Annotated in this window: 16 protein-coding genes and 2 pseudogenes; 7 read left to right on the forward strand and 11 right to left on the reverse strand. The window is 62.6% G+C overall.

Features of this window, described 5'->3' with window-relative positions; translation table 11 throughout:
• Window positions 1-15 precede the first annotated feature (15 nt).
• The 5 genes from rpoD to HWX53_RS24575 form a co-directional block, all read right to left on the reverse strand.
• On the reverse strand, window positions 16-2019 hold the full coding sequence (rpoD, locus tag HWX53_RS24555; protein ID WP_175945757.1) for an RNA polymerase sigma factor RpoD: 2004 nt from the start codon (window positions 2017-2019) through the stop codon (window positions 16-18).
• Window positions 2020-2205: 186 nt separating this feature from the next.
• The gene (locus tag HWX53_RS24560; protein WP_175945759.1) at window positions 2206-3525 is read right to left on the reverse strand and encodes a replication protein O; all 1320 of its coding nucleotides are present in this window, start codon (window positions 3523-3525) and stop codon (window positions 2206-2208) included.
• Window positions 3526-3823: 298 nt separating this feature from the next.
• Entirely contained in the window at window positions 3824-4684 is an 861-nt protein-coding gene (locus tag HWX53_RS24565; protein WP_244140253.1) for a ParB/RepB/Spo0J family partition protein, read from the reverse strand.
• Between the two features lie 111 nt (window positions 4685-4795).
• Window positions 4796-5974 (reverse strand): AAA family ATPase, encoded by a 1179-nt coding sequence (locus HWX53_RS24570; RefSeq protein WP_175945763.1) that lies wholly within the window; start codon window positions 5972-5974, stop codon window positions 4796-4798.
• Window positions 5975-6146: 172 nt separating this feature from the next.
• On the reverse strand, window positions 6147-7622 hold the full coding sequence (locus tag HWX53_RS24575; protein ID WP_244140254.1) for a phage integrase family protein: 1476 nt from the start codon (window positions 7620-7622) through the stop codon (window positions 6147-6149).
• A gap of 645 nt (window positions 7623-8267) precedes the next feature.
• Between HWX53_RS24575 and HWX53_RS24580 the strand changes: the two genes are divergently transcribed.
• From HWX53_RS24580 to HWX53_RS24610, 7 genes are all read left to right on the forward strand, one after another.
• The gene (locus HWX53_RS24580) at window positions 8268-9605 is read left to right on the forward strand and encodes an Nramp family divalent metal transporter (RefSeq protein WP_175945767.1); all 1338 of its coding nucleotides are present in this window, start codon (window positions 8268-8270) and stop codon (window positions 9603-9605) included.
• Between the two features lie 24 nt (window positions 9606-9629).
• Window positions 9630-10784 carry a dienelactone hydrolase family protein gene (locus tag HWX53_RS24585; RefSeq protein WP_175945769.1) on the forward strand — a complete coding sequence of 385 codons (1155 nt, stop codon included), beginning with the start codon at window positions 9630-9632 and terminating at the stop codon, window positions 10782-10784.
• A gap of 32 nt (window positions 10785-10816) precedes the next feature.
• Window positions 10817-13141 carry a cytochrome P450/oxidoreductase gene (locus tag HWX53_RS24590; protein ID WP_175945771.1) on the forward strand — a complete coding sequence of 775 codons (2325 nt, stop codon included), beginning with the start codon at window positions 10817-10819 and terminating at the stop codon, window positions 13139-13141.
• 643 nt (window positions 13142-13784) lie between these two features.
• A complete protein-coding gene (locus HWX53_RS24595) occupies window positions 13785-14966 on the forward strand; it encodes an acetyl-CoA C-acetyltransferase (protein ID WP_175945773.1) in 1182 nt (393 codons plus the stop codon).
• Between the two features lie 133 nt (window positions 14967-15099).
• On the forward strand, window positions 15100-15843 hold the full coding sequence (phbB, locus tag HWX53_RS24600; protein ID WP_175945775.1) for an acetoacetyl-CoA reductase: 744 nt from the start codon (window positions 15100-15102) through the stop codon (window positions 15841-15843).
• 126 nt (window positions 15844-15969) lie between these two features.
• The gene (locus HWX53_RS24605) at window positions 15970-16188 is read left to right on the forward strand and encodes a hypothetical protein (RefSeq protein WP_175945777.1); all 219 of its coding nucleotides are present in this window, start codon (window positions 15970-15972) and stop codon (window positions 16186-16188) included.
• Between the two features lie 180 nt (window positions 16189-16368).
• Window positions 16369-16641 carry a hypothetical protein gene (locus tag HWX53_RS24610; protein WP_244140255.1) on the forward strand — a complete coding sequence of 91 codons (273 nt, stop codon included), beginning with the start codon at window positions 16369-16371 and terminating at the stop codon, window positions 16639-16641.
• Here the strand turns inward: HWX53_RS24610 and HWX53_RS24615 are convergent.
• The 6 genes and pseudogenes from HWX53_RS24615 to HWX53_RS24635 form a co-directional block, all read right to left on the reverse strand.
• A pseudogene (locus tag HWX53_RS24615) lies at window positions 16601-16807 on the reverse strand (isochorismatase family protein); the annotation flags it as partial. The gene HWX53_RS24610 and the pseudogene HWX53_RS24615 sit on opposite strands and share 41 nt — an antisense overlap.
• Before the next feature lie 399 nt (window positions 16808-17206).
• A complete protein-coding gene (locus HWX53_RS24620) occupies window positions 17207-17488 on the reverse strand; it encodes a DUF4148 domain-containing protein (protein WP_175945780.1) in 282 nt (93 codons plus the stop codon).
• 140 nt (window positions 17489-17628) lie between these two features.
• Window positions 17629-19041, reverse strand: coding sequence for a dihydrolipoyl dehydrogenase (gene lpdA, locus HWX53_RS24625; protein ID WP_244140277.1), 1413 nt, complete (start codon window positions 19039-19041; stop codon window positions 17629-17631).
• A gap of 168 nt (window positions 19042-19209) precedes the next feature.
• A pseudogene (locus tag HWX53_RS27970) lies at window positions 19210-19428 on the reverse strand (biotin/lipoyl-containing protein); the annotation flags it as partial.
• A gap of 300 nt (window positions 19429-19728) precedes the next feature.
• Window positions 19729-20646, reverse strand: a complete 918-nt coding sequence (locus HWX53_RS24630) for an ABC transporter substrate-binding protein (protein WP_175946204.1) — start codon at window positions 20644-20646, stop codon at window positions 19729-19731.
• 124 nt (window positions 20647-20770) lie between these two features.
• Window positions 20771-21808: a ribose ABC transporter permease gene (locus HWX53_RS24635; protein WP_175945784.1), complete on the reverse strand. Its 1038-nt coding sequence runs from the start codon at window positions 21806-21808 to the stop codon at window positions 20771-20773.
• Window positions 21809-21820 lie beyond the last annotated feature (12 nt).

Raw genomic sequence — 21820 nt, forward strand, 5'->3', positions numbered from 1 at the left:
CTACTGCGCTCGGGCTTAGCGATCCAGGAACGGACGCAGCTTGTCCGCGCGGCTCGGATGCATGAGCTTGCGCATCGCCTTGCTTTCGATCTGGCGAATACGCTCGCGCGTCACATCGAACTGCTTGCCGAGTTCTTCGAGGGTGTAGTCCGACGCCGTGTCGATACCAAAGCGCATGCGCAGCACCTTTGCTTCGCGCGGCGACAGCGCGTTGAGCGCATCGTCGATGGCGGCACGCATGTTCGCGTGCACGGCGGCATCCGCCGGCGACGCGGCGCCCTGGTCTTCGATCATGTCGCCAAGCGTTGCATCGGCGTCCTCACCGACCGGCGTTTCCAACGATACCGGCTGCTTCGCGATCTTGAGAATCCCGCGGATCTTCTCCTCGGGCATTTCCATGCGCTCGGCGAGCACCGACGGATGCGCTTCCTGGCCGGTCTGCTGCAGAATCTCGCGCGAAATGCGGTTCAGCTTGTTGATCGTTTCGATCATGTGAACCGGCACGCGGATCGTGCGCGCCTGATCGGCGAGCGAGCGCGTCACGGCCTGACGAACCCACCACGTCGCGTACGTCGAGAACTTCCAGCCACGGCGATATTCGAACTTGTCCACCGCCTTCATCAGACCGATGTTGCCTTCCTGGATCAGATCCAGGAACTGCATGCCGCGGTTGACGTACTTCTTCGCGATCGAAATCACGAGACGCAGGTTCGCCTCGATCATCTCGCGCTTCGCCTGACGCATCTTCAGCTCGGCAGCCGTCATCTGACGGTTGATCTGCTTCAGTTGCTTGAGCGGCATGGCGACAGCGGCTTCGATGTCGATGAGCTTTTGCTGCTCTGCCTGAATGGCCGGCAGACTGCGCTCGAGCGATGCACCGTATTGCTTGGCGCTTGCGGCCGTGCGCGCCGTCCATTCGAGATCGGTCTCATGTCCCGGGAACGACTCGACGAACTTCTCGCGCGGCATGCCGCAGCGATCCACGGCGATCTGCAGAATGCGACGTTCGATCTCGCGCACCTGCGCGACTTGCTGCTGAACGTTCGCGCACAGACGGTCGATGGTCTTTGCCGTAAAGCGGATCGATCCCAACTCGCGTTGAATTTCGGCGCGCGCGCGTTCGACCGCCTTCGTTGCTGCGGCACCCGAACCTTTCGGATGACTGGCTTGTTCGGCCAACTCGCGCACGCGAGCGAAAATTTCGAGGCAGTCCGCTTTCAGTTGCTTCAAACGCGCTTCGTTCGATGCACCGGCATCGCCACCTTCGATGTCGCCGTCGTCGTCTTCGTCGCTATCCGATTCTTCGGCGTCCGTATCGATGTCCGTCGAATCCGTCACTTCGGAGGCCGAGATTTCTTCTTCCGCTGCGTCGTCTTCCTTGAGACCGTCGACGAGTTCGTCGATCTTTAGCTCGCCGGATTCGACTTGCGCGGCGTCCGCGAGAATGCTCGCCACCGTCGACGGGCACGCGGCGATCGCCTGAATCATTTCGTGCAAGCCGTCCTCGATGCGCTTCGCAATAGCGATTTCGCCAGCGCGCGTGAGCAGTTCGGTCGCGCCCATTTCGCGCATGTACATGCGAACCGGGTCGGTCGTGCGGCCGAATTCCGAGTCGACGGTCGAAAGCGCGTTTTCGGCTTCCTCTTCCGACTGTTCATCGGTCACCACCGTCGGCGCGTTGTCGCTCAACAGAAGCGTTTCGGCGTCCGGTGCTTGCTCGTAGACGGCCACGCCCATGTCGTTAAACGTGCTGACGATGGTTTCCATCGCCGCCGTCTGCGCGAAGTTGTCGGGCAGATGGTCGTTGATTTCGGCATGCGTCAGATAGCCACGCTCCTTGCCCAACTGAATCAACGCGCGCATTTGACGCTGACGCTCTTCATCCTGCTCCGCCGTCATCACGACATCGGGCTGCACGTTGCCGGCCTGGCCCTTTGCCTTGCCTGCGCGTCGGCCCGGCGACTTGCGCGCCGGCGCGACGATATCCAGCTCCGAATCTTCCCGATCAAAACTTGCCATACTTTCTCCTCGACAGGTTTGCTCGGCGATGACAGGTCCCCGGAAGCGAGCGTACGGCCCGCATGGATATCGAATCACTTTCGATCACGGACGGCTTGCTGAGAATCGCATCGAGCAAAGCGCGCAAACCGCGTTCGCGCAGCTTGCGTATTTCAATCGCCTCTAGAGGCGGAACCTTAGAGTATATCAGGGTTTGTTGCGACGCAGCAGGTTTTTCAAAAGCTCTGCTTGTTGCGACATGTCGCACCGCGCGGGTCGTGAGATCACGAGTTCGCGCAGGTTTTCCGACTCCCGCCTCGATGTCGATTTGGGGATAGCACCGACTGTTTTCAACCTGAGGAGTCGTTTCAGGGCCGTGACGTGTTCCGCGCTGCTCGGCGCTTGCTTGTCGACTTCGTGCTCGCAGATATGGTCGAAATCCTCCTGCCGCTTAACGCCTTCGACGTTCAACGCCTCGTGTGATACCGGCGAGATGTGGCCGCCGTCGAGCGCTGCCACGAAATCGGTGGCCCAAGATCCCACCCGCACGCGAGGACGCGGCTCGTCACGGTGATGCGCCGTGAGTTCCGTGGCATCGGCGGAAACGACATAGCGCGTGAGCCCGTCGCGGCTTACGAATGTTTTGCCGGCGATCGCCCGAGCGGTGTTCTCGATGTGCAAGTCGTGCAATTCGCGCGACTGTCGCTGTTCCGTCTCAGCGCGAAGAGTGCGAACTCGGTGAGCGTAATCGATCGGCTTTTTCAGCAGAGCGCGCAGGTAGTTGATCGGATGCTTTGCCCGCTTGAGATGCTCCCATGTGGTCTGTACGACGTCGGAGAGAAGCTTGCCGTGTTGTCGCGCCTCCCCCATGAGTTTGAAGATTAAAAATTCACGAAATCCCAGCAGCCGCAGGCGCTTGAGATCGGCGGGGAGGCGGGCCGCTTGTCTCTTTTGATTAGTAGGGGATAGATCCTTATATATAGCACCGTCTGCCAGGGTGACAGACGGTGCGGTCAAGAAATCGCCCGCGGAGTTGTACACGGGCGCCTGGTTTGACTCGCGCGGAGAACCACTGTCAATCGCGGGCTTCTCGGTCAAACCGAGCAAGTCGGCCGCTTTAGGTGTCAGGTGCAGATAGGCTCTACCGAACAGACCGGCGCTTTGATACCGCGTTTGCGGAGGGCGCGTGATGAATCCCGCTGATTCGAGGTCTTCGAGGCTCCGATAGAACGTGCGCATGGACTGAAGCGCTCGCCCTGTCAAGAGCTCGCGTCGGGCGAATATGGCTGCGAAGGGGCGAGCAGCATCGACAGTCCGAGCAAGGGCGGCGAGCACCGCGCGGGCGCGGGCAGGCAGGGCGGACAGGTGATTGGCGCGATGCGCTGCGCGGAAAATGATCCAGGGCAGATTCGACCGGTCACAAGCGTATTCGTCTAACGCCTGTCGGTCTTCTGGCCCAGGAAGGAAGTCACTGTTTTGCGGACGAGAACCAACCTCGCCTGCAACGGAAAGTTGCGCGATATGCATGTCAAGTGCGTCCATTTCGAAAAATGGAGGGCTAACGCTTGACTGCCGATCGCGATCCGCTAAACTTCGAGATGTGCACTCGTGACCCGATTGGCGTCGGGAAGCGAACCGGGCGAACAGCAGTTAAGCCCGAATTCAAAAGCCTTCGGTTGGCGCCGAAGGCTTTTGTCTTTATACAGCGTGTCGGTTACATGGCTACCTCGGCCAATTGATGCTTTTCGGACGTTTCCAGCGCAGTGTTAGCGCTTGTCTGACTGCAAAACTCTAAGTCGTTGATTTTTAACGAGTACCTAGTAGGTCACTCATCTTCGGCGGTCTCGCTTAGCGACTTGCTAATGAAATCCGCTATCCGCTGCCCCCAATCATTCGCAGCGCCGGCGTCTTTCTCGAAGAACCGGACTCCTACCACTCCGTTCCGAGTCGTTACTTCGCATACCTTCCGCCGTCCTGCGCGCACGACTGTCACGCTAGGCTGCGCGGCCTTGGGTTTCTCAGCAACGAGTGCCACCGCTTTGTCCTGGGTGAAGCTCTCATCGTCGACCAGGCGCTTCACTGCTTCGACCACCTTCTCACTTTTCCCGGCTTCCGCAAGCGCCGCGAGCTTCTGGGCAGCGTTACTCCCGAGGCGCTCAGGCTTTGCGGCCAATATTTCCTTCGCTGCGTCCGGCAGGGCGTCGAACGAGAAAATGCGGCTTACGTGGCTTTTGCTCAGTCCGGCGCTTTCGGCTATCTCAGTGCGCGACAGTCCGCTCAACTCCTGCAGCCGTTTGAAGTTCCAATACTTTTCAAAGTCCGTAAGGGATGGCGATAGCAGGTTCGAGAAGAAAGCGGCGAACTCAATCTCGCCTTCCTCGATGGATGCAACGTTCGCGCGAATGGTGCCGCGTCCGAGTTCGCGATACGCGGCGACCCGGTTGTGTCCGGCCACAATCTCGTACCGCCCGTCTGAAACGGACCGAACCAGAATCGGCGTAGCGAGGGCGTGCTGCGCGAGATTGGTCTTCAGTTCCTGAAACTGCTCGGCCGTGAGCTTTCGGCGACGTCCCGGTACTTCTACAAGCGCGTCGAGCGGCACTTCAAGCGCCGCCCGTTCTTCCAGTTGCGATTCGAGTTCCTTAATTCGCGCCTGCGCGGCGTTGATGCGATGCTGTGCATCCATCAATCTTCCGGGCGAGGTCCGCGGCTCGGTGTTCGCGGGTCGTTGAGACGTATCAGTCGGCTTGCTGCCGACGTTTGCAGTCTTCGCGAGGAGCCTATCCCCAATCCCCATTTATTCCTCCTTCTGGTTCCACGCGCGGACGAATTGCGCGTCGAGATGCTCTGCGAGCCGGTCGAGCGGCTCTTTGAACCGGTTGTATGCGGCCGTGCTTCCATCCGGTTTCGACAAGTCGTAGACGGTAGAGAGTTGGGCGGATGCTCCCTTCGGCACAGTGGACTCGGGGATCTCGAACGGCAGGACGCGATCGCCGTAGGCTTTTTGCAACCAGCCCCGCACCACGCGAGACACATCGTCCGACTTGGCTTTAGTCAAGATCACGTTCACGAAGTCGAAGCGCTTCTGCTCGAGCACGCCCGGAAGCTTCTTCGCGATGTCCGCGAATAGATGCCAGAACTGAGTCGAACTCGCGAAGTCGAGAGCTTCGGGCGGGCAGGGGAGCAGAATGGCGTCGGACGCGAGCAGCGCGTTGATAGTTAGATAGCTGAGCGCGGGCGGCGTGTCGATGACGATCGCGTCATAGTCGTCCGTCAAGGGCAGCAAGCCCTTGCGAACGATCTCCCAGAACTCGAACGTGCTGTCGTTGAGGACCTTCGCGGGTATCTCGAATTCGGCGTCGAAAAGCGACGAGGAAGCCGGAATCAGATCTAGGTTGTGCCAATACGTCTGCTGCACGGCGTAGCGCAGTGTCTCTTGGTCGCCATAGATGAGCGGCAAGAGCGTCTGGTCGTCGGAGATCTCGGCGTCGGGCGCCCAGCCACACAGTTGCGTCGTGGTGCCTTGCGGGTCGCAGTCGATTACCAGCACGCGTCGGCCGAGAAGCGTCAGCGCCTGCGCGGCCGAAACGGCGGTCGTCGTTTTCGCGACGCCGCCCTTGAAGTTCGCCACCGTCACGATCCGCCCGCGCTTACCCTCGGGCCGCCTGACGCGCTCCTTTGTCGCCCGTATCCAGGTGAGTGTTTCTTCCAGCGTGAACTCTTTGCTTCGTCCCGCACCCTTCGACGTTCCTGCAGGCAGTTCACCCTTTGTCGTCAAATATTGAAACCGTTGCTTGTCGATGCCGCACAGCGACGCAACCTGCGCGCTCGTGAAAGTGGGCGCGCTCTTGCGCGGATACGGCTCCAGCATCGCGTCGCGGATCTGGTTGAGGATGTCAGTGGCTTGAGCGGCCACCCCCAGCAGCGTTTCGATGGAAACGGATTGATCGACTTCGGGAAGCCGGGCGCTTAACATGGAGTTCGCAGTCACTGGCGGGCCTGGGTAAGCAAATAATTCTTCGGTTTGTGGAAAACATGCTGCAAACCGAAGAATAAACGCCCAACCGGTAAACCTCAAGTAAACTCTGAAGTCGTTTTCACGCGCTCTCAGGCATTTTTACAACGTTCCCAGCGGCCGCAACGTCGCGTTAAGCGGATCCTGATGATTGTCCGAGCGCGAAAGTCTCTCGCAGAAGCCGTTCGACGCCAAGTAAACGCCGCGAACTATCGCCCTGTAAGTACAGCGATGTGGTCGAAGAGCTCGCATGGCCTAGGCCCCTGCCGATCTCGACGATGTCCGCCCCGTGCGCCAGCGCATGCGCCGAGTGCGTGTGCCGCAACCAATGCGTGCTCGCGAGCGAGAGGAGCCGCCCGGAGCCAGGGACGTTTTTTTCCGCTGCAGCGGCGGCGTTCGCGAAAATCGCCTTGAACAACTTGCCAATACCGTCGGGCGTGATCGACCCGCCGTTTCGCGCCTGCGCGAGCAGCGGCGTGCGTTCCGGGCAGTCCAGCACGCTGGGAAGCCCGCGCATGGCCAGGTTTTCTTCCAGCGCCTCGACCACGATGGGCGGCAGCAACACGGATCGAGCTGCGCTCCGTCGCGACGCATCGCCGACGCTCAACTGCCAAACAGGCGCGTCGACGCCCGGAAGGCGCCCGACTGACAGCATGTCGGTCGTCGCATGCGCCAATTCGGCGCGGCGCAGGCCTGCGGCGTACGCGAGCAGCAGCGCGAGGCGGTCGCGATGCTCCACAAAGGTGTACTTACGCCGGGTCACGGCATCGAAAACAAGCTTCCACTGCCCGAAGTCGAGCGACCGCGTCTGTGCATCGAAAACGGGCGGCGTCGCTGCCCGCTCCATTCCGCTGAACGGATTCGTCGCTAAGTAACAGATCCCGACGAGCCATTCGCACATCGCGTTCAATATTGAGCGCGCTGTCTCCCGGCTGCGATCGGACAACGGACCGGCGAACGGCCGCCATGCGGCGAGGCACCGCTCGATGCGGCCTTTCGCGACCCAACGCCCGGGACTCGGACTCAGTAGAAAAGTATGAACATACTCGGTGCAATCCGGCGAAGTCAGTGACGACAGCGGTTTCCTCTTTTCGACCAATGCCCACAGCAGCAGCCGTTCAGCTTCCCGCCGATAAGCCCGCCGCGTGTGGTCGCTTGCAGAACGCGCGTCGAGCCACGCGTTAATCGCCTCGATATCGGTGCGAAGAAGGCAGTTCGAGCCGCGAGCCCGATTCGTCCCGTCCGAGCCGTCGAGCGGGGCAGGGACGCGAATCGCTTCGAGCGGCGCGATAGCAACCGCGTCACCGTTCGCAATGGGACGCTCGGGCACCGCCGGCGTCCACTGTCGCCGCGGCACCAGCGCCAACGGCGAAAGCCTGTGGCCGAGCGCGTCCGAATGCAGTTGCAGCCAGTCGACGATGCGCTGCGCGCCCTTCGGACCGAGTCGCGGCACTGCGGTGTACCAGCGATGCCGGCGGCGCTCGACCAACGCGATCAGATCCGAGATCGTCTCAATTCCCGCTGCGGTGAGCCGCGCCGCGACTGCCGGCTCGAACCAACCGTCGATCGGATGGTCAGGCCGCGGATCGTGGACCAGCGTCGCTTCCATTCGCGCGAGCGCGTCCGCCTGGCGCCGACGCAGGCGCATGTTTCGCGCGGTTCGCCTATCGACAGTCGGCGAGGCGTCCGCCGGGAACGACTCCCGATACAACGCCAGCAATTCCGCTTCGCCGAATACACCGTCAGGATCGACGCGTTCACGGAATGTCTCGAGCGTAGGCGCGTTTCCGGCAAGTTCGGCGGGCGTCGACGGAATGCTTCCCGGGCGCAATCGCAGAAGATGCGCCGCTTCGGTATCGTGCGCGCGACGCGCCAGCACAGACAGCGTGTCCCGCAAAGCAGCGATGAGCCGGCGCGTGCTGCGCACGTCGTTGCCCGAGTCGCCATACGATGCATGAAGTTGCGCCTCTGCCACGCCGTCGAGATAGCCGCGATATAGGGCAAAGTGTTGACGCGTGAGCCGTCGCGTTGCGGCGCCGTCCTGCAATTCAGCTTGAGCGGAAGAAGGTTCTTTCTTGAAATCAACCATTTGGCGCGAGGTTATCAACTCAGTCCGAATTTGACAACGAAAATCGCTACTTCTGATAAGTAAGATTATCAGTACTCGATGCAAACGGCTGCCCCAATGCTTGTATCTTTATGACGCCCGGCGCATATTCGTCCACTGACAAGCGCCTTACGGAGGCCCGTGCCCATGCGCGACCCTCGCCCCGCGTACAAAGATGCTCAACCGGACGATGTGCGCCCGAGCTTGCCGGAGGTCCACGCGTCGGTGCGAGTGCCGGTCGGCGGCAGTTGGTTTCGGCGACTCCTCGCGTTCGCAGGACCCGGCTACATGATCTCGGTCGGCTATATGGATCCCGGCAACTGGGCGACAGATATCGCAGGCGGATCGCGCTTCGGCTACACGTTGCTCGCGGTCATCCTGTTGTCGAACCTCATGGCGATCCTGCTGCAGGCACTCGCCGTCCGGCTCGGCGTCGCGACGGGCCGCGACCTCGCGCAGGCATGCCGCGATCACTACTCCCGGCCCGTCAATCTGGCGCTGTGGTTAGCGTGCGAAATGGCGATCATCGCGTGCGATCTCGCCGAAGTCATCGGCACCGCCATCGCGCTGAAGCTGCTGTTCGACATTCCGCTCGTGTTCGGCGCGCTGATCACCGCGCTCGACGCCTTCCTTCTACTGCTGCTCGTCAACAGAGGCTTCCGTTTCCTCGAAGCATTCGTCATCGCGCTGCTGGCCGTCATCGCGGTCTGCTTTGCGTTGCAGATCGCCGCGGCGGCGCCGCCGGTCGCGCAGGTGCTGCGCGGCTTCGTGCCGTCCCCGCAAATCGTCGCGAACCGCGAGATGCTGTACCTCGCGATCGGCATTCTCGGCGCGACGGTCATGCCGCACAACCTGTATCTGCATTCTTCGGTCGTGCAGACGCGCGCCTATGGCGCTTCGGTAGATGCGCGCCGCGACGCCATCCGCTGGGCGACGATCGACAGCACCATCGCGCTGACGCTCGCGCTCTTCATCAACGCAGCGATCCTCGTCGTGGCAGCGGCCGTCTTCCATAGCAGCGGTCACGATCAGGTGGCCGAAATCGCCGACGCGTTCCATCTCCTGTCGCCGCTGCTCGGTCTCGGCATCGCGTCGACCTTGTTCGCGGTCGCGCTGCTCGCCTCCGGTTTGAATTCGACGGTCACGGCCACGCTCGCCGGCCAAATCGTGATGGAAGGCTTCCTCCAGTTGCGCCTGCCGAACTGGGCGCGCCGCCTCCTGACGCGATCGATCGCCATCACGCCCGTGATCGCCGTCACCGCGATCTACGGCGAAAGAGCCACCGGCCAACTCCTCGTCCTGAGCCAGGTGGTCCTGTCGATGCAGCTGCCGTTCGCCGTCGTGCCGCTCGTGCGCTTCGTGTCCGACCGCCAGAAAATGGGCGTCTTCGTCATCGGTCGATGGCTGGCGGCGCTCGCGTGGCTGGTCGCCGGCGTGATTGTCGTGTTGAATGTAAAGCTGCTTGCCGATACGCTGCTTTCCTGACCGACGACTCCGGAGACGCCTGACATGGCTGGGACTTTCATCGACATCGCCGCCCGCGAAGGCGGCCCGATTCGCGCGTACGTGACGTGCCCGGCGCAAGGCTCGGGACCGGGACTGCTGCTGTTGCACGATGCCGCGGGCCTCGACGACCTCGCACAATCGACCGCCGAGCGTTTCGCCGAGGAAGGGTACGTCGTGCTGGCGCCCAAGTTGGCGGGGCGCGAGCTTCGGGCCGGCGGCGTGTCGATGGCAAATCTGGCTGCAATCATCGAAGCCCCGCGCGCGCTGCCGGAACATGCGGGCAAAGTCGGCGCGGTCGGCTTCGGCGCGGGCGGGCGGCTAGCCGTGCAGGCCGCGGCGAACGCGGACATCGACTGCGCGGTCGCTTACTATCCCGACGACCTCGCCGCCTGCCTCGACGACCTGCGCACCATCCGCTGCCCGATGGTCTTCCATTTCGCGGAAACGCAAGCCAGCGACGCCTTCGCCGGCAAGCCACAGATACAGCGCTATATATATAGGGGCTGCGCGCCCGGTTTCGCCGTGCCCGCCACGTCCGCCGACTCGCCGTACGACAAACCCGCCACGCTGATGGCGTACTCGCGCACGCTCGGCTTGCTGCGCGAGGTGCTCGGTCCGGTCTACGACCTCGACCGCCTGTGGGAACAGCACTGCTATTTCGAATTCGCGACGCGCGACGTCGACGCCGTCATGCCGACCATGGTCGCCGAGCCGTACGTCAATCATGTGCCGACGATGACGGGCGGCGTCGGATACGACGAGCTCAAACGCTTCTACCGATATCACTTCGTTCACTCCAACCCGGCCGACACGAAGCTGATCCCGGTCTCGCGCACGATCGGCGCGGACCGGATCGTCGACGAATTCGTGTTCTGCGCGACGCATGACCGCGAGATCGACTGGCTGCTGCCGGGCCTCGCGCCCACGGGCCGCTATTTCGAAGTGCCGATGCTCGCGGTGGTCCGCTTTCGCGGCGACAAGCTCTATAACGAACACATCTATTGGGATCAGGCGTCGGTGCTGGTGCAGATCGGCGTGCTTGACCCGACCGGCTTGCCTGTCGCCGGTCGCGAAACGGCGCAGAAGATGATCGACGAGACGTTGCCGAGTAACACGCTGATGCGCAACTGGGCATCGAGCGAAGGAAAGCCGGTCTGACACATACATATATAAATAAGGAGACGAATCTGATGGCCGACGCAAGCACCCCGACTTCCGCGACGCAATGCCCTTTCCATTCGACCGCGCCGAACGGCTGTCCGGTGAGCGCGCGCGCCGCGGATTTCGATCCGTTCAGCGACGGCTATCAGCAAGACCCGCCCGAGTACGTGCGCTGGGCGCGCGAAGAGGAGCCGGTGTTCTACAGCCCGAAGCTCGGTTATTGGGTCGTCACGCGCTACGACGACATCAAGGCGATCTTTCGCGACAACCTCACGTTTAGTCCGTCGATCGCGCTGGAGAAGATCACGCCGACCGGGCCGGAAGCGAACGCGGTGCTCGCGTCGTACGGCTTCGCGCTCAATCGCACGCTCGTCAACGAGGACGAACCGGCGCACATGCCACGCCGTCGCGCGCTGATGGACCCGTTCACGCCGGAGGCGCTCGCGCATCACGAGCCGATGGTGCGCGCGCTCACGCGCGAGTATGTCGATCGCTTCATCGACGATGGCCGCGCCGATCTGGTCGATCAGATGTTGTGGGAAGTGCCGCTGACGGTCGCGCTGCATTTTCTCGGCGTTCCCGAGGAAGACATGGACACGCTGCGCGAATACTCCATCGCGCATACGGTGAATACGTGGGGCCGCCCGAAGCCGGAGGAGCAGGTCGCGGTCGCGCACGCGGTCGGCAAGTTCTGGCAGTACGCGGGCAAGGTGCTCGACAAGATGCGCGAGGACCCGTCCGGCCCCGGCTGGATGCAGTATGGCATTCGCAAGCAGCAGACCTTGCCCGACGTCGTGACGGACTCCTATCTGCATTCGATGATGATGGCCGGCATCGTCGCGGCGCACGAGACCACGGCCAACGCGGCCGCCAACGCGATCAAGCTGCTGCTGCAACACGGCCAGGCGTGGCGCGACATCTGCGAAGACCCGAGCCTGATTCCGAACGCGGTCGAAGAGTGCCTGCGCCACAACGGGTCAGTCGCGGCGTGGCGGCGGCTCTCGACGCGCGACGTGAAAATCGGCGGCATCGACATTCCGGCGGGCGCGAAGCTGTTGATCGTGACGTCATCCGCCAACCATGACCCGCATCAATTCGCCGACGCCGATCTCTTCGACATCCGCCGAGAGAATGCCAGCGATCAGCTGACGTTCGGCTACGGCGCGCATCAGTGCATGGGCAAGAATCTCGCGCGCATGGAGATGCAGATTTTTCTCGACGAACTGACGCGCCGCCTGCCGCACATGCGCCTCGCCGAGCAGCGCTTCACGTACGTGCCGAACACGTCGTTTCGCGGCCCCGAGCATCTCTACGTCGAATGGGACCCCGCGCTGAACCCCGAGCGCACGAATCCGTCGGTGCGCGAGCCGCGCGCGACGGTGCGCATCGGCGAGCCGTCGTCGCATGCGGTGAGCCGCGCGGTGATCGTCGAGTCGGTGTCGATGTGCGCGGATCGCATCGCGCGCGTGCGTCTCGTCGCAGCCGACGGTCGCGCGCTGCCGCGCTGGACGCCGGGTTCGCACATCGACGTCCTCTGCGGCGACAGCGGCCTCTCACGGCAATATTCGCTCTGCGGCGATCCTGCCGATTCGGCCGCCTACGAGATTGCCGTGTTGCGCGAGACAGCGAGCCGCGGCGGCTCGGCATGGGTACACGACAACGTGAAGCCGGGCGCGCACTGGCGCATTCGCGGGCCGCGCAATCACTTCCGGCTCGATCCCGCTGCGCGCAGGCTCGTGCTGATTGCCGGCGGCATCGGCATCACGCCGATCAGCGCGATGGCGCGTCACGCGCGCGAGCACGGCATCGACTATGAGATTCACTACAGCGGCCGCAGCCGCGCGTCGATGGCCTTTCTCGACGACCTGCGCGCGCTGCATGGCGAACGGCTGCGCGTGTACGTATCGGAGGAGGGCGCGCGCAACGACTTCACGGCGCTTCGCATCGAGGCGGGTACGCAAGTCTATGCTTGCGGCCCGGCGCGCATGATGGACGCGCTTTCGACCGCAAGCGCCCGGTGGCCCGAAGGCGCGTTGAAGATCGAACATTTCGAATCCACGCTGGGCGCGCTGGACCCGTCCAGTGAGCACGCATTCGAAGTCGAACTGCGGGATTCGGGTCTGACGTTGACCGTTCCGCCCGATCAGACGCTTCTCGCCACGCTTAGGCGCGCGAATATCGATATTCAAAGCGATTGCGAAGAAGGACTATGCGGTTCGTGCGAGATTCGCGTGCTCGACGGTGAAGTCGATCATCGCGACGTCGTATTGACTAAAGAAGAACGAGTAACCAATACGAGAATGATGGCGTGTTGTTCGCGAGCCAAAGGTATCAAACTGGTATTGGCGATTTAGACAGGCTGAAACAAATTACCGCGTTACATCGCCACGTCATATTAGCGCTGCATTACGGGGAGATTGCAGTCGACGAAACTGCTAATACTAAGCAAATAACGAATAGTGGCATGCAAATGGTCCGACGCTCGCCGAATCGTCGGGCGTCGTGTACGCCGCGCCGGGGGCATCCGTCCGCCATCACCGCTGCAGCTTTCAAGCGGCATTCGTCAGACTTGCCGCGCAATTTCCCCTGCTAAAGAGCACGTTTATTGCACGGGCGTTCGACGTTCTTCAAAATTAGCCGCATCTTTTGTGCGGAATTTCTTACCTTTCCTAGGGTTATTACCTAGGAATATGAAAACTTTTGTCGATCTTTTCCGTTTAGAATTATCGCTGATTGGTGCGGCGCACAAGCGCACGCCCCGACTTACTTCCCCGATTTGATCCCAACAACGCGTGCAAGATCGCATGCGGTGGACTTGCGCTTGGCGCATTTTCCAAATGCGTTCGATCGGGAGACGGCCGCTGTTCGACCTGAGAGACTCATAAAAGGCCCATGTAAATGGACCACGCGTTCACCTCGAAAGCGCGCGATTGTGTGCGTGGACGAAACGCATGAAAACCGTGATTCACGAGTTCTGCTGTTCAACGAGGATTGAAGATGAATGACGTAGTGATCGTATCGGCCGCGCGCACCGCGGTCGGCAAATTCGGCGGCTCGCTTGCGAAGATCGCAGCGCCGGAACTGGGCGCCACCGTGATTCGCGCGGTGCTCGAACGCGCGGGACTCAAGCCCGAGCAAATCAGCGAAGTCATTCTGGGTCAGGTGCTGACCGCGGGTTCGGGTCAGAACCCGGCGCGCCAGTCGGTCATCAAGGCCGGCTTGCCCGAAATGGTCCCCGGCATGACGATCAACAAGGTCTGCGGCTCCGGCCTCAAGGCAGTCATGCTCGCGGCCAACGCGATCATCGCGGGCGATTCCGAGATCATCGTCGCGGGCGGCCAGGAGAACATGAGCGCCGCGCCGCACGTGCTGCCGGGCTCGCGCGACGGCTTCCGCATGGGCGATGCGAAGCTCATCGACTCGATGATCGTCGATGGCCTCTGGGACGTCTATAACAACTACCACATGGGCACCACCGCAGAAAACGTCGCGAAGGAATACGGCATCACGCGCGAAGCGCAGGACGCGTTCGCGGCGCTTTCGCAGAACAAGGCGGAAGCCGCGCAGAAGGCCGGCCGCTTCAACGACGAAATCGTGCCGGTGTCGATTCCGCAGCGCAAAGGCGAGCCGATCCAGTTCGCCACGGACGAGTTCGTGCGCCACGGCGTCACCGCCGAAGCGCTCGCGGGACTGAAGCCCGCGTTCTCGAAAGAAGGCACGGTGACGGCGGCCAACGCATCGGGCATCAATGACGGCGCGGCGGCGGTGGTCGTGATGTCGGCGAAGAAGGCCGAAGCGCTGGGTCTCACGCCGCTCGCGCGCATCAAGGCGTACGCGAGCGCGGGCGTCGATCCGAAGATCATGGGCATGGGTCCGGTGCCGGCATCGAAGCGCTGTCTGGAACGCGCGGGCTGGAGCATCGACGATCTCGACCTGATGGAGATCAACGAAGCGTTCGCCGCGCAGGCGCTGGCGGTGCACAAGCAGATGGGCTGGGATCAGGAAAAGATCAACGTGAACGGCGGGGCGATCGCGATCGGGCATCCGATCGGCGCATCGGGCTGCCGCATTCTGGTCACGCTGCTGCATGAAATGCAGAAGCGCGATGCGAAGAAGGGCCTGGCGTCGCTGTGCATCGGCGGCGGCATGGGCGTCGCGCTGGCGGTCGAGCGGCCGTAACGTACATCGCCCGCAGAGTTGGCATCGACGGGCATCGACGGGCAACACATCCCGGCTCCGCGCACCACACCTACACTACAAGCGCGCCGCCGGGAGGCATTCGAGCACCATAGAACCTGAGAGGACTATTAGCATGACTAAGCGTATTGCAGTGGTAACGGGCGGCATGGGCGGCCTCGGTGAAGCTATCAGCATCAAGCTGAACGACGCGGGCTATGCCGTCGTCGTCACGCATTCACCGGGCAACACGATCGTCTCCGACTGGCTCGCCAGCATGGATCGGCAGGGTCGCAATTTTCGCGCGTATCCCGTCGACGTCTCCGACTACGACGCAAGCCAGCACTGCATCGCGAAGATTCAGCGCGAAGTCGGGCCCATCAGCATTCTCGTGAACAACGCGGGCATCACGCAGGACACCACCTTCAAGAAGATGACGAAGGTGAACTGGGACGCCGTTCTGCGCACGAACCTCGATTCCGTGTTCAACATGACGAAGCCCGTCTGCGAGGAGATGGTCACGCGCGGCTGGGGCCGCATCATCAATATCTCGTCGGTGAATGGCTCGAAAGGGCAGATCGGGCAGACCAACTACGCGGCGGCGAAAGCGGGCATGCACGGCTTCACGAAGTCGCTCGCGCTGGAAGTGGCCAAGAAGGGCGTGACCGTCAACACCATCTCGCCGGGCTATCTCGCCACCAAGATGGTGACAGCCATTCCGCAGGACATTCTGGAGTCCAAAATTCTGCCGCAGATTCCGGCGGGCCGTCTCGGCAAGCCCGAGGAAGTGGCGGCGCTCGTCGCGTTCCTGTGTTCGGACGATGCGGGCTTCGTGACTGGCGCGAACATCGCGATCAACGGCGGCCAGCACATGCATTGATCGCCTTCGCGCGATCACGCATTCCTCGTTCATCGTTCACGGCGGCGTGAAGCAGGCGCTTCGCGTGCGCCTCGTTTGTCCCCCTCGAACGCCGGGCGTTCCACGACGCGCGGCCGCATCTCGCCAATGGAAGACATCCGCCAGGGCACACGTCCCTATAACGTGAATCATCTCGACGCGGCTATCGCGCATCTCGAACAGGTGCTGAATCTGGACGGCGCGAATTCGCTGTTCTCGAAGACGTATTGGCGTTCGCGCGTCGATCAGGCGCTGTCGACGCCGGGTCTCGCGCCGTGCCAGCACGCGCGGCTGCAACGTCTGCTGGATCGCATCAGCGAGTCTTGAGCGATGAAGAAGGGCGGCTGCTGTGCCGCCTCATCGTTTCAATCGTCTGATCCGTGAAGGATTCGGCGTACGGCGTTACCATGCGTGCCTCATCGAGATCACGACACAACGCGTATGCCTCATTCATCCCACCAATCATTCGCCGGGCGCGTTGCAGCCGCGCTCAGCGCGGGGTTGTGCATGGCGCTCGCGGCCTGCGGTACGACCACCGCCGTCACCGCCGGCCCGCAGCCCAATGTCTTCACCGTCACGGGCAAGGCCACCGGCACACGTATGTCATGGGTCACGGCGCGTAACCGGGCAATGGACGCCGCCGACGACTATTGCAAGCAGCGCTCACAGCGCGTCCTCGTCAGATCAGAATCGACGAGCGGTGTGCGATCCCTCGAAGAGCAGACCTCGACGGTGACGTTCACCTGCGTCGCGCAACCGACGCAGGCGGCAAGCGACTGAGCCTGCACGCTCTTAGCGCGCATGCGTGAGCAGCGAGCGCACGATCGCGGACGCAATCCGACAGCACCAACGGAATGATGCCGCGTTGCATCGCGCCCACGACGCTCGCGCGGACGCAGCTGCTCGTGCCCGCGCCGGCGACGACGTGCGTGTGTACGACTCTTCGACGTCAGCACATCGAGCACTTCCAGCGAGAAGGTGAGGGCATTCGAGTCTTCGCCCGCATTGAAGAATGCGGGTATGCACGACCGGCCAACGCATCTCGTTGGGGAGGCAGCACGCATTCCTGGTCGAGCCGGCGCGGCATCGGTTCAATGGTCCGAGCGCTTATCCATCAACGCTTCGACTATCGGCACGAAGGCGAGCGATGGCATCTGAACGCCCGCAACGCTACGGCGTTGATGTTTAATGTGGACGTCTAAGCAATCTGCATAGTTCAAAAGAGGAGCAGCGTTTTGCTCGGCATGCATTGCTGCGGCGAGCGCCCCAAACGGAGTGAAGACAAAAGATGCAATGAAACAACTGAGCACGCCGCGTTCAACGCGGCGCACGTCCCGCTACGACATCACTGGCCGATGCCGGCCTTCTTCTGCGCCTTCTGAATGTCCTGTGGATACGACGCGTCGTCGCGCTGCGCCGGGTTGTATCCCGCGCTTTCGAGCTTCTTCAGCTCGGCGTTCTTCTTCGCGCGCGCTTCCTTGCGCGCGGCCTTGCGCTGGGCTTTGGTCGAAGGCGCGGCATCGGTCGTGCTGCTGTTGTCCTGCGCATACGACACGGCCGCGACGGACACGCCGAAGGCGGCCACGATCATCGAGACGGCAAGCTTCTTGGCAAGCGTTACGTTCATATCCTCTCCAGTTTAATTTGCATGGAACATCGGACGATGCACGGCGCGCCGTGATCGACACGGCCGCCGCGCGATGATTGTATGGCGGTTCGCGCCACCGTTCAGCGAACGTGCAACGCGAACGCAGCTTCGCCGCTCACTCAGATATTGAGGGCGCGCTTGTTCACCGCGAGCGCCGCCTCGCGCATCACCTCTGAGAGCGATGGATGCGGATGCGAAATGATGCCGATATCCTCCGACGCCGCCTTGAACTCCATCGCCACGACCGCTTCGGCGATCAGATCCGACGCGTTCGCCGAGACGATGTGCACGCCGAGAATCTCGTCGGTCTTCGCATCGGCGATCATCTTGATGAAGCCGTCCGTCTCGCCGATGCCGAGCGCGCGGCCGTTCGCCATCATCGGGAACTGGCCGGTGCGGTACTCGCGGCCTTCCGCCTTGAGCGCCTGTTCGGTCTGCCCGACCCACGCGATTTCCGGGTGCGTGTAGATCACCCACGGAATGCAGTTGTAGTCGATATGCGGCTTCTGTCCGTCGATGATCTCGGCCACCAGCACGCCTTCGTCCTCGGCCTTGTGCGCGAGCATCGGGCCGCGCACGACATCGCCGATCGCGTAGACGTTCGGGACCGTCGTCGCACAATGGCCGTCGACGGGAATGAAGCCGCGCTGGTCCGTCGCGAGGCCGATGGAATCGAGCCCGAGGTTGTCGGTGTTCGGCACGCGGCCGATGGACACGATCAGGCGGTCCGCGTCGAGCGTCTGCGCGGCGCCGTCTTTGTCGGTATAGGAGACGGAAACGCCCGCATCCGACGACTTCACGTTTTCGATCTTCACGCCGAGGTGAATGGTTAGTCCTTGCTTCTTGAAGAGCTTGGCGGCTTCTTTCTGGATCGCGGTGTCGGTGGAGGCGAGAAATTCGGGCAGGGCTTCGAGAATCGTCACTTCCGCGCCGAGCCTGCGCCACACCGAACCGAGTTCCAGGCCGATCACGCCCGCGCCGATCACGGCGAGCTTCTTCGGCGCGGAGTCGAAGGCGAGCGCGCCTTCGTTGTCGGACACGATGCGGTTGTCCACGGGCACGTTCGGCAGATGCCGCGCTTTCGAACCCGTCGCGATGATCACATGCTTCGCGGTATGCGTCCCGTCCTGGCCGCCGCCGCTCACTTCAATGCGAAACGCGCCGCCCGCCTTGCCCGCGAGCTTGCCGTGACCTTTGAGCCACGTGATCTTGTTCTTGCGAAACAGGAATTCGACACCGCCCGTGATTTTCTCGACGATGGCTTCCTTGCGTCCGACCATCTTCTTGATGTCGACGTTCAGGTTGTCCATCGAGATGCCGTGATCACCGAAATGCAGCTTCGCGTTCTCGAACGCTTCGGACGACGCGAGCAGCGCCTTCGACGGAATGCAGCCGACGTTCAGGCACGTGCCGCCGAGCTTGGGCTTGCCGGCCGGGTTGATCCATTCCTCGACGCACGCGACCGACATGCCGAGCTGCGCGGCGCGGATCGCGGCGATGTATCCGCCGGGGCCGGCGCCGATCACGATCACGTCGAAGTCGGCTTTGTTATCCGCAGAGTCTGTCGGGCTCGCCTGTTGCGCCGGAGCAGCGGCGGGCTTTTCAGATGCTGTGGCAGGCGCAGGCGCGGGTGCCGGCGCGGGCGCGGGCGCGGCCGCTGACGGCGCGGCGGCTTTCGCCTCGGTGTCGATGGCGGCGAGCAGTTCGTCGGCGTGGACGATATCGCCTTGCTGCTTGAGCACTTCCGCCAGCACGCCCGATGCGGGCGCGGGCACTTCGAGCACGACCTTGTCGGTTTCCAGCTCGACGAGAATCTCGTCTTGCGTCACGGGGTCGCCCGCTTTCTTTTTCCACGGCAGCATCGTCGCTTCGGTGACGGATTCGGAAAGCTGCGGAACCTTGACTTCAACCCTGGCCATTCAGTTTCTCCTGTCTGCGCTGCTTGATCGATTAAGGGCGCGCGTCACCGTTCACCGAAGCACGGCCGCGTCGAAGCCACAGGATACGCCGTGTCCGCGGCGTGCGTGCGCGTCCGTGCGGAGCGTCGCCGCGCAAGCTGCGCCCGGCGGCATCGACAGGTTCAAAAGCAGACTGGGATTGGTGAGCAGGCGGCGCGCCGTTCGAATGGCGGCCGAAGTTGGATGCGGGCGGCGCCGCATGCCCGGAGAGACAATGTACGACGCGCCGCTCGCTGATTGCAGCGAGCGGCGAACATGACCTCAATGCGGCGACGACCAGCCCTTGTAATTGGCGACGTTCTCGCGCGTGACGAGCGTCGACGGCATCAGAATCATCGTGCTGCTCGGCTTCTTGCCGTTCATCAGGTCATAGCCGACGCTCACCGCCTGCTGCGCCATCGACCACGGGTCCTGGCTCGCGGACGCCTGAATCAGCGTATCGGTCTTGAGCGCGTTTTCGATATCCGGCGCGCCATCCACCGACGTAATCACCAGATTCGAGCGATGCAGCTGCTTCGCCGCGAGGTCGCTGCCGATAGCTTGCGGATCGTTGATCGCGAACAGGCCGTCGAGCTTCGGGAAGCGCGTGAGATAGCCCTGCATCGCGTTCATGCCGCCTTCGCGCGAGCCTTTCGCATCCTGATCGTCGGAGAGCACCTTGATGCCGGGGTTCTTCGCGAGCACGGCCTTGCAGCCGTTCACGCGGTCGATCACCGCCGACACTTGCGGCCCGTTCTCGATCACGACGTTGCCCTTGCCGTTGAGCTTCTTCGCGAGGAAGTCGCACGCAATCTGGCCGGCCTGCACGTTGTTGGTCTGCACGGTCGCGTCCGCACCCGCCGCCGCGACGTCCACCGCGACCACGACGATGCCCGCCGCCTTCGCCTTCTTCACCGCCGGCTCGATGGCCTTCGGATCGACGGCGTTCAACAAGATCATGTCGACGTGCGCCGAGATGAAGTTGTCGATCTGGGTGAACTGCTTGTTCATGTCGTAATCGGACGAGACGGCCGTGACCTTCACGTTCGGATTGATGGACTTCGCCTTGGCTTCCGCGCCCTTCGAGATGGTCACGAAGTACGGGTTGCCGAGCGAGCCGACCGTGATGCCGATGGCCTTCAGTTGCTTATCCGCCGCGTGGGCGGCGAGCGTCATCGTGCATCCGAGCGCGAGGGCCATGCTCGCGAACAGCTTGTTATGCTTGCGCATAGGGTTGTCTCCGGGTTGTTTGGTTGATGTTGATGTTGATGTGGATGGTTGCGACTCTAAGCGATTCCAGGCGGCGTGAACCGACAAGATCTCATTAGGTACGCGCCGATCCGCGCTGGCGATAACGGTCGAGCGCCACCGCGCCGATAATGACGAGGCCCTTGATGATGTACTGCCAGATGTCCGACACGCCGAGCAGCACGAGGCCGTTGGACAACACCGCGATGATGAGCGCACCGACCAGCGTGCCGACGATCGAGCCGACGCCGCCCACGAAGCTGGTGCCGCCGAGAATGACCGCGGCGATGGCGTCGAGTTCATACGACTGGCCGAGTTGCAGGCCGTTCGCCGCATAGAGCCGCGCGGCGGACATCACCGCGCCGAGTCCGGCGAGCAGGCCCGACATCGCGTAGACGAACATCTGGATGCCCCACACCTTGATGCCCGAAAGCCGCGCCGCCTCCGGATTGCCGCCGACCGAATAGATGCGCAGGCCGAGCACCGTGCGGCGCAGGATAAACCACGAGACGATCACGACCGCGAGCGCGATCACGACGAGCCAGGGCACGCCGAGAATCGAATCGTTGCCGATGAACGCGAACGACAGTTGTGGATTGAAGATGGTCGTGTCGTGACCGATCAACCGCGCGATGCCGCGCACGGCGGTCAACGAGCCGAGCGTCACGATGAAGGGCGGCAGCTTGAGCAGCGCGATCAGCGCGCCGTTGATGACGCCGAAGCCGAGCCCGACGCCGAGCGCCGCGGGCACGCCGAGCCAGCCCATGCCTTGCAGATTCGACGCGAGCAGCGCCGTGACCGCCGCCGCCGACAGCACCGAGCCGACCGACAGGTCGATGCCGCCTGTCAGAATCACGAAGGTCATGCCCGCCGCGAGCACGATGTTGATCGACGCCTGCTGCGTGACGATCGAAATGTTCTGCAAGCTGAAGAAGCCGTCGGTGACCACGCCGAAGCCGATGCACAGCAGAATCAGCACGGGCAACATGCCGGCCGTGCGCATCAGCACTTGCATGCGCTCGCGATGCTCGATGCGGCGCTGCCGCTGCGTCGGGCTTTCGGCGCTTGCAACGGGTGCCGCGCCGGTGTCGTGGTGTTTCGTCGTGTTAGCCATGTCTGTCTCCGA

Origin of the sequence: Caballeronia sp. BCC1704, assembly GCF_902833455.1 — a bacterium.
Lineage (GTDB): Bacteria > Pseudomonadota > Gammaproteobacteria > Burkholderiales > Burkholderiaceae > Caballeronia.

What these genes read in the sequence shown, in the direction of transcription:
- HWX53_RS24595 (WP_175945773.1), top strand. Translation starts at nt 13,785, where the DNA reads ATGAATGACGTAGTGATCGTATCGGCCGCGCGCACCGCGGTCGGCAAA.
- HWX53_RS24635 (WP_175945784.1), bottom strand. Translation starts at nt 21,808, where the DNA reads ATGGCTAACACGACGAAACACCACGACACCGGCGCGGCACCCGTTGCA.
- HWX53_RS24565 (WP_244140253.1), bottom strand. Translation starts at nt 4,684, where the DNA reads ATGGATGCACAGCATCGCATCAACGCCGCGCAGGCGCGAATTAAGGAA.
- HWX53_RS24620 (WP_175945780.1), bottom strand. Translation starts at nt 17,488, where the DNA reads ATGAACGTAACGCTTGCCAAGAAGCTTGCCGTCTCGATGATCGTGGCC.
- HWX53_RS24630 (WP_175946204.1), bottom strand. Translation starts at nt 20,646, where the DNA reads ATGGCCCTCGCGCTCGGATGCACGATGACGCTCGCCGCCCACGCGGCG.
- HWX53_RS24605 (WP_175945777.1), top strand. Translation starts at nt 15,970, where the DNA reads ATGGAAGACATCCGCCAGGGCACACGTCCCTATAACGTGAATCATCTC.
- phbB (WP_175945775.1), top strand. Translation starts at nt 15,100, where the DNA reads ATGACTAAGCGTATTGCAGTGGTAACGGGCGGCATGGGCGGCCTCGGT.
- HWX53_RS24575 (WP_244140254.1), bottom strand. Translation starts at nt 7,622, where the DNA reads ATGGAAGCGACGCTGGTCCACGATCCGCGGCCTGACCATCCGATCGAC.
- HWX53_RS24585 (WP_175945769.1), top strand. Translation starts at nt 9,630, where the DNA reads ATGGCTGGGACTTTCATCGACATCGCCGCCCGCGAAGGCGGCCCGATT.
- HWX53_RS24580 (WP_175945767.1), top strand. Translation starts at nt 8,268, where the DNA reads ATGCGCGACCCTCGCCCCGCGTACAAAGATGCTCAACCGGACGATGTG.
- HWX53_RS24560 (WP_175945759.1), bottom strand. Translation starts at nt 3,525, where the DNA reads ATGCATATCGCGCAACTTTCCGTTGCAGGCGAGGTTGGTTCTCGTCCG.
- HWX53_RS24590 (WP_175945771.1), top strand. Translation starts at nt 10,817, where the DNA reads ATGGCCGACGCAAGCACCCCGACTTCCGCGACGCAATGCCCTTTCCAT.
- HWX53_RS24610 (WP_244140255.1), top strand. Translation starts at nt 16,369, where the DNA reads ATGGCGCTCGCGGCCTGCGGTACGACCACCGCCGTCACCGCCGGCCCG.
- rpoD (WP_175945757.1), bottom strand. Translation starts at nt 2,019, where the DNA reads ATGGCAAGTTTTGATCGGGAAGATTCGGAGCTGGATATCGTCGCGCCG.
- HWX53_RS24570 (WP_175945763.1), bottom strand. Translation starts at nt 5,974, where the DNA reads ATGTTAAGCGCCCGGCTTCCCGAAGTCGATCAATCCGTTTCCATCGAA.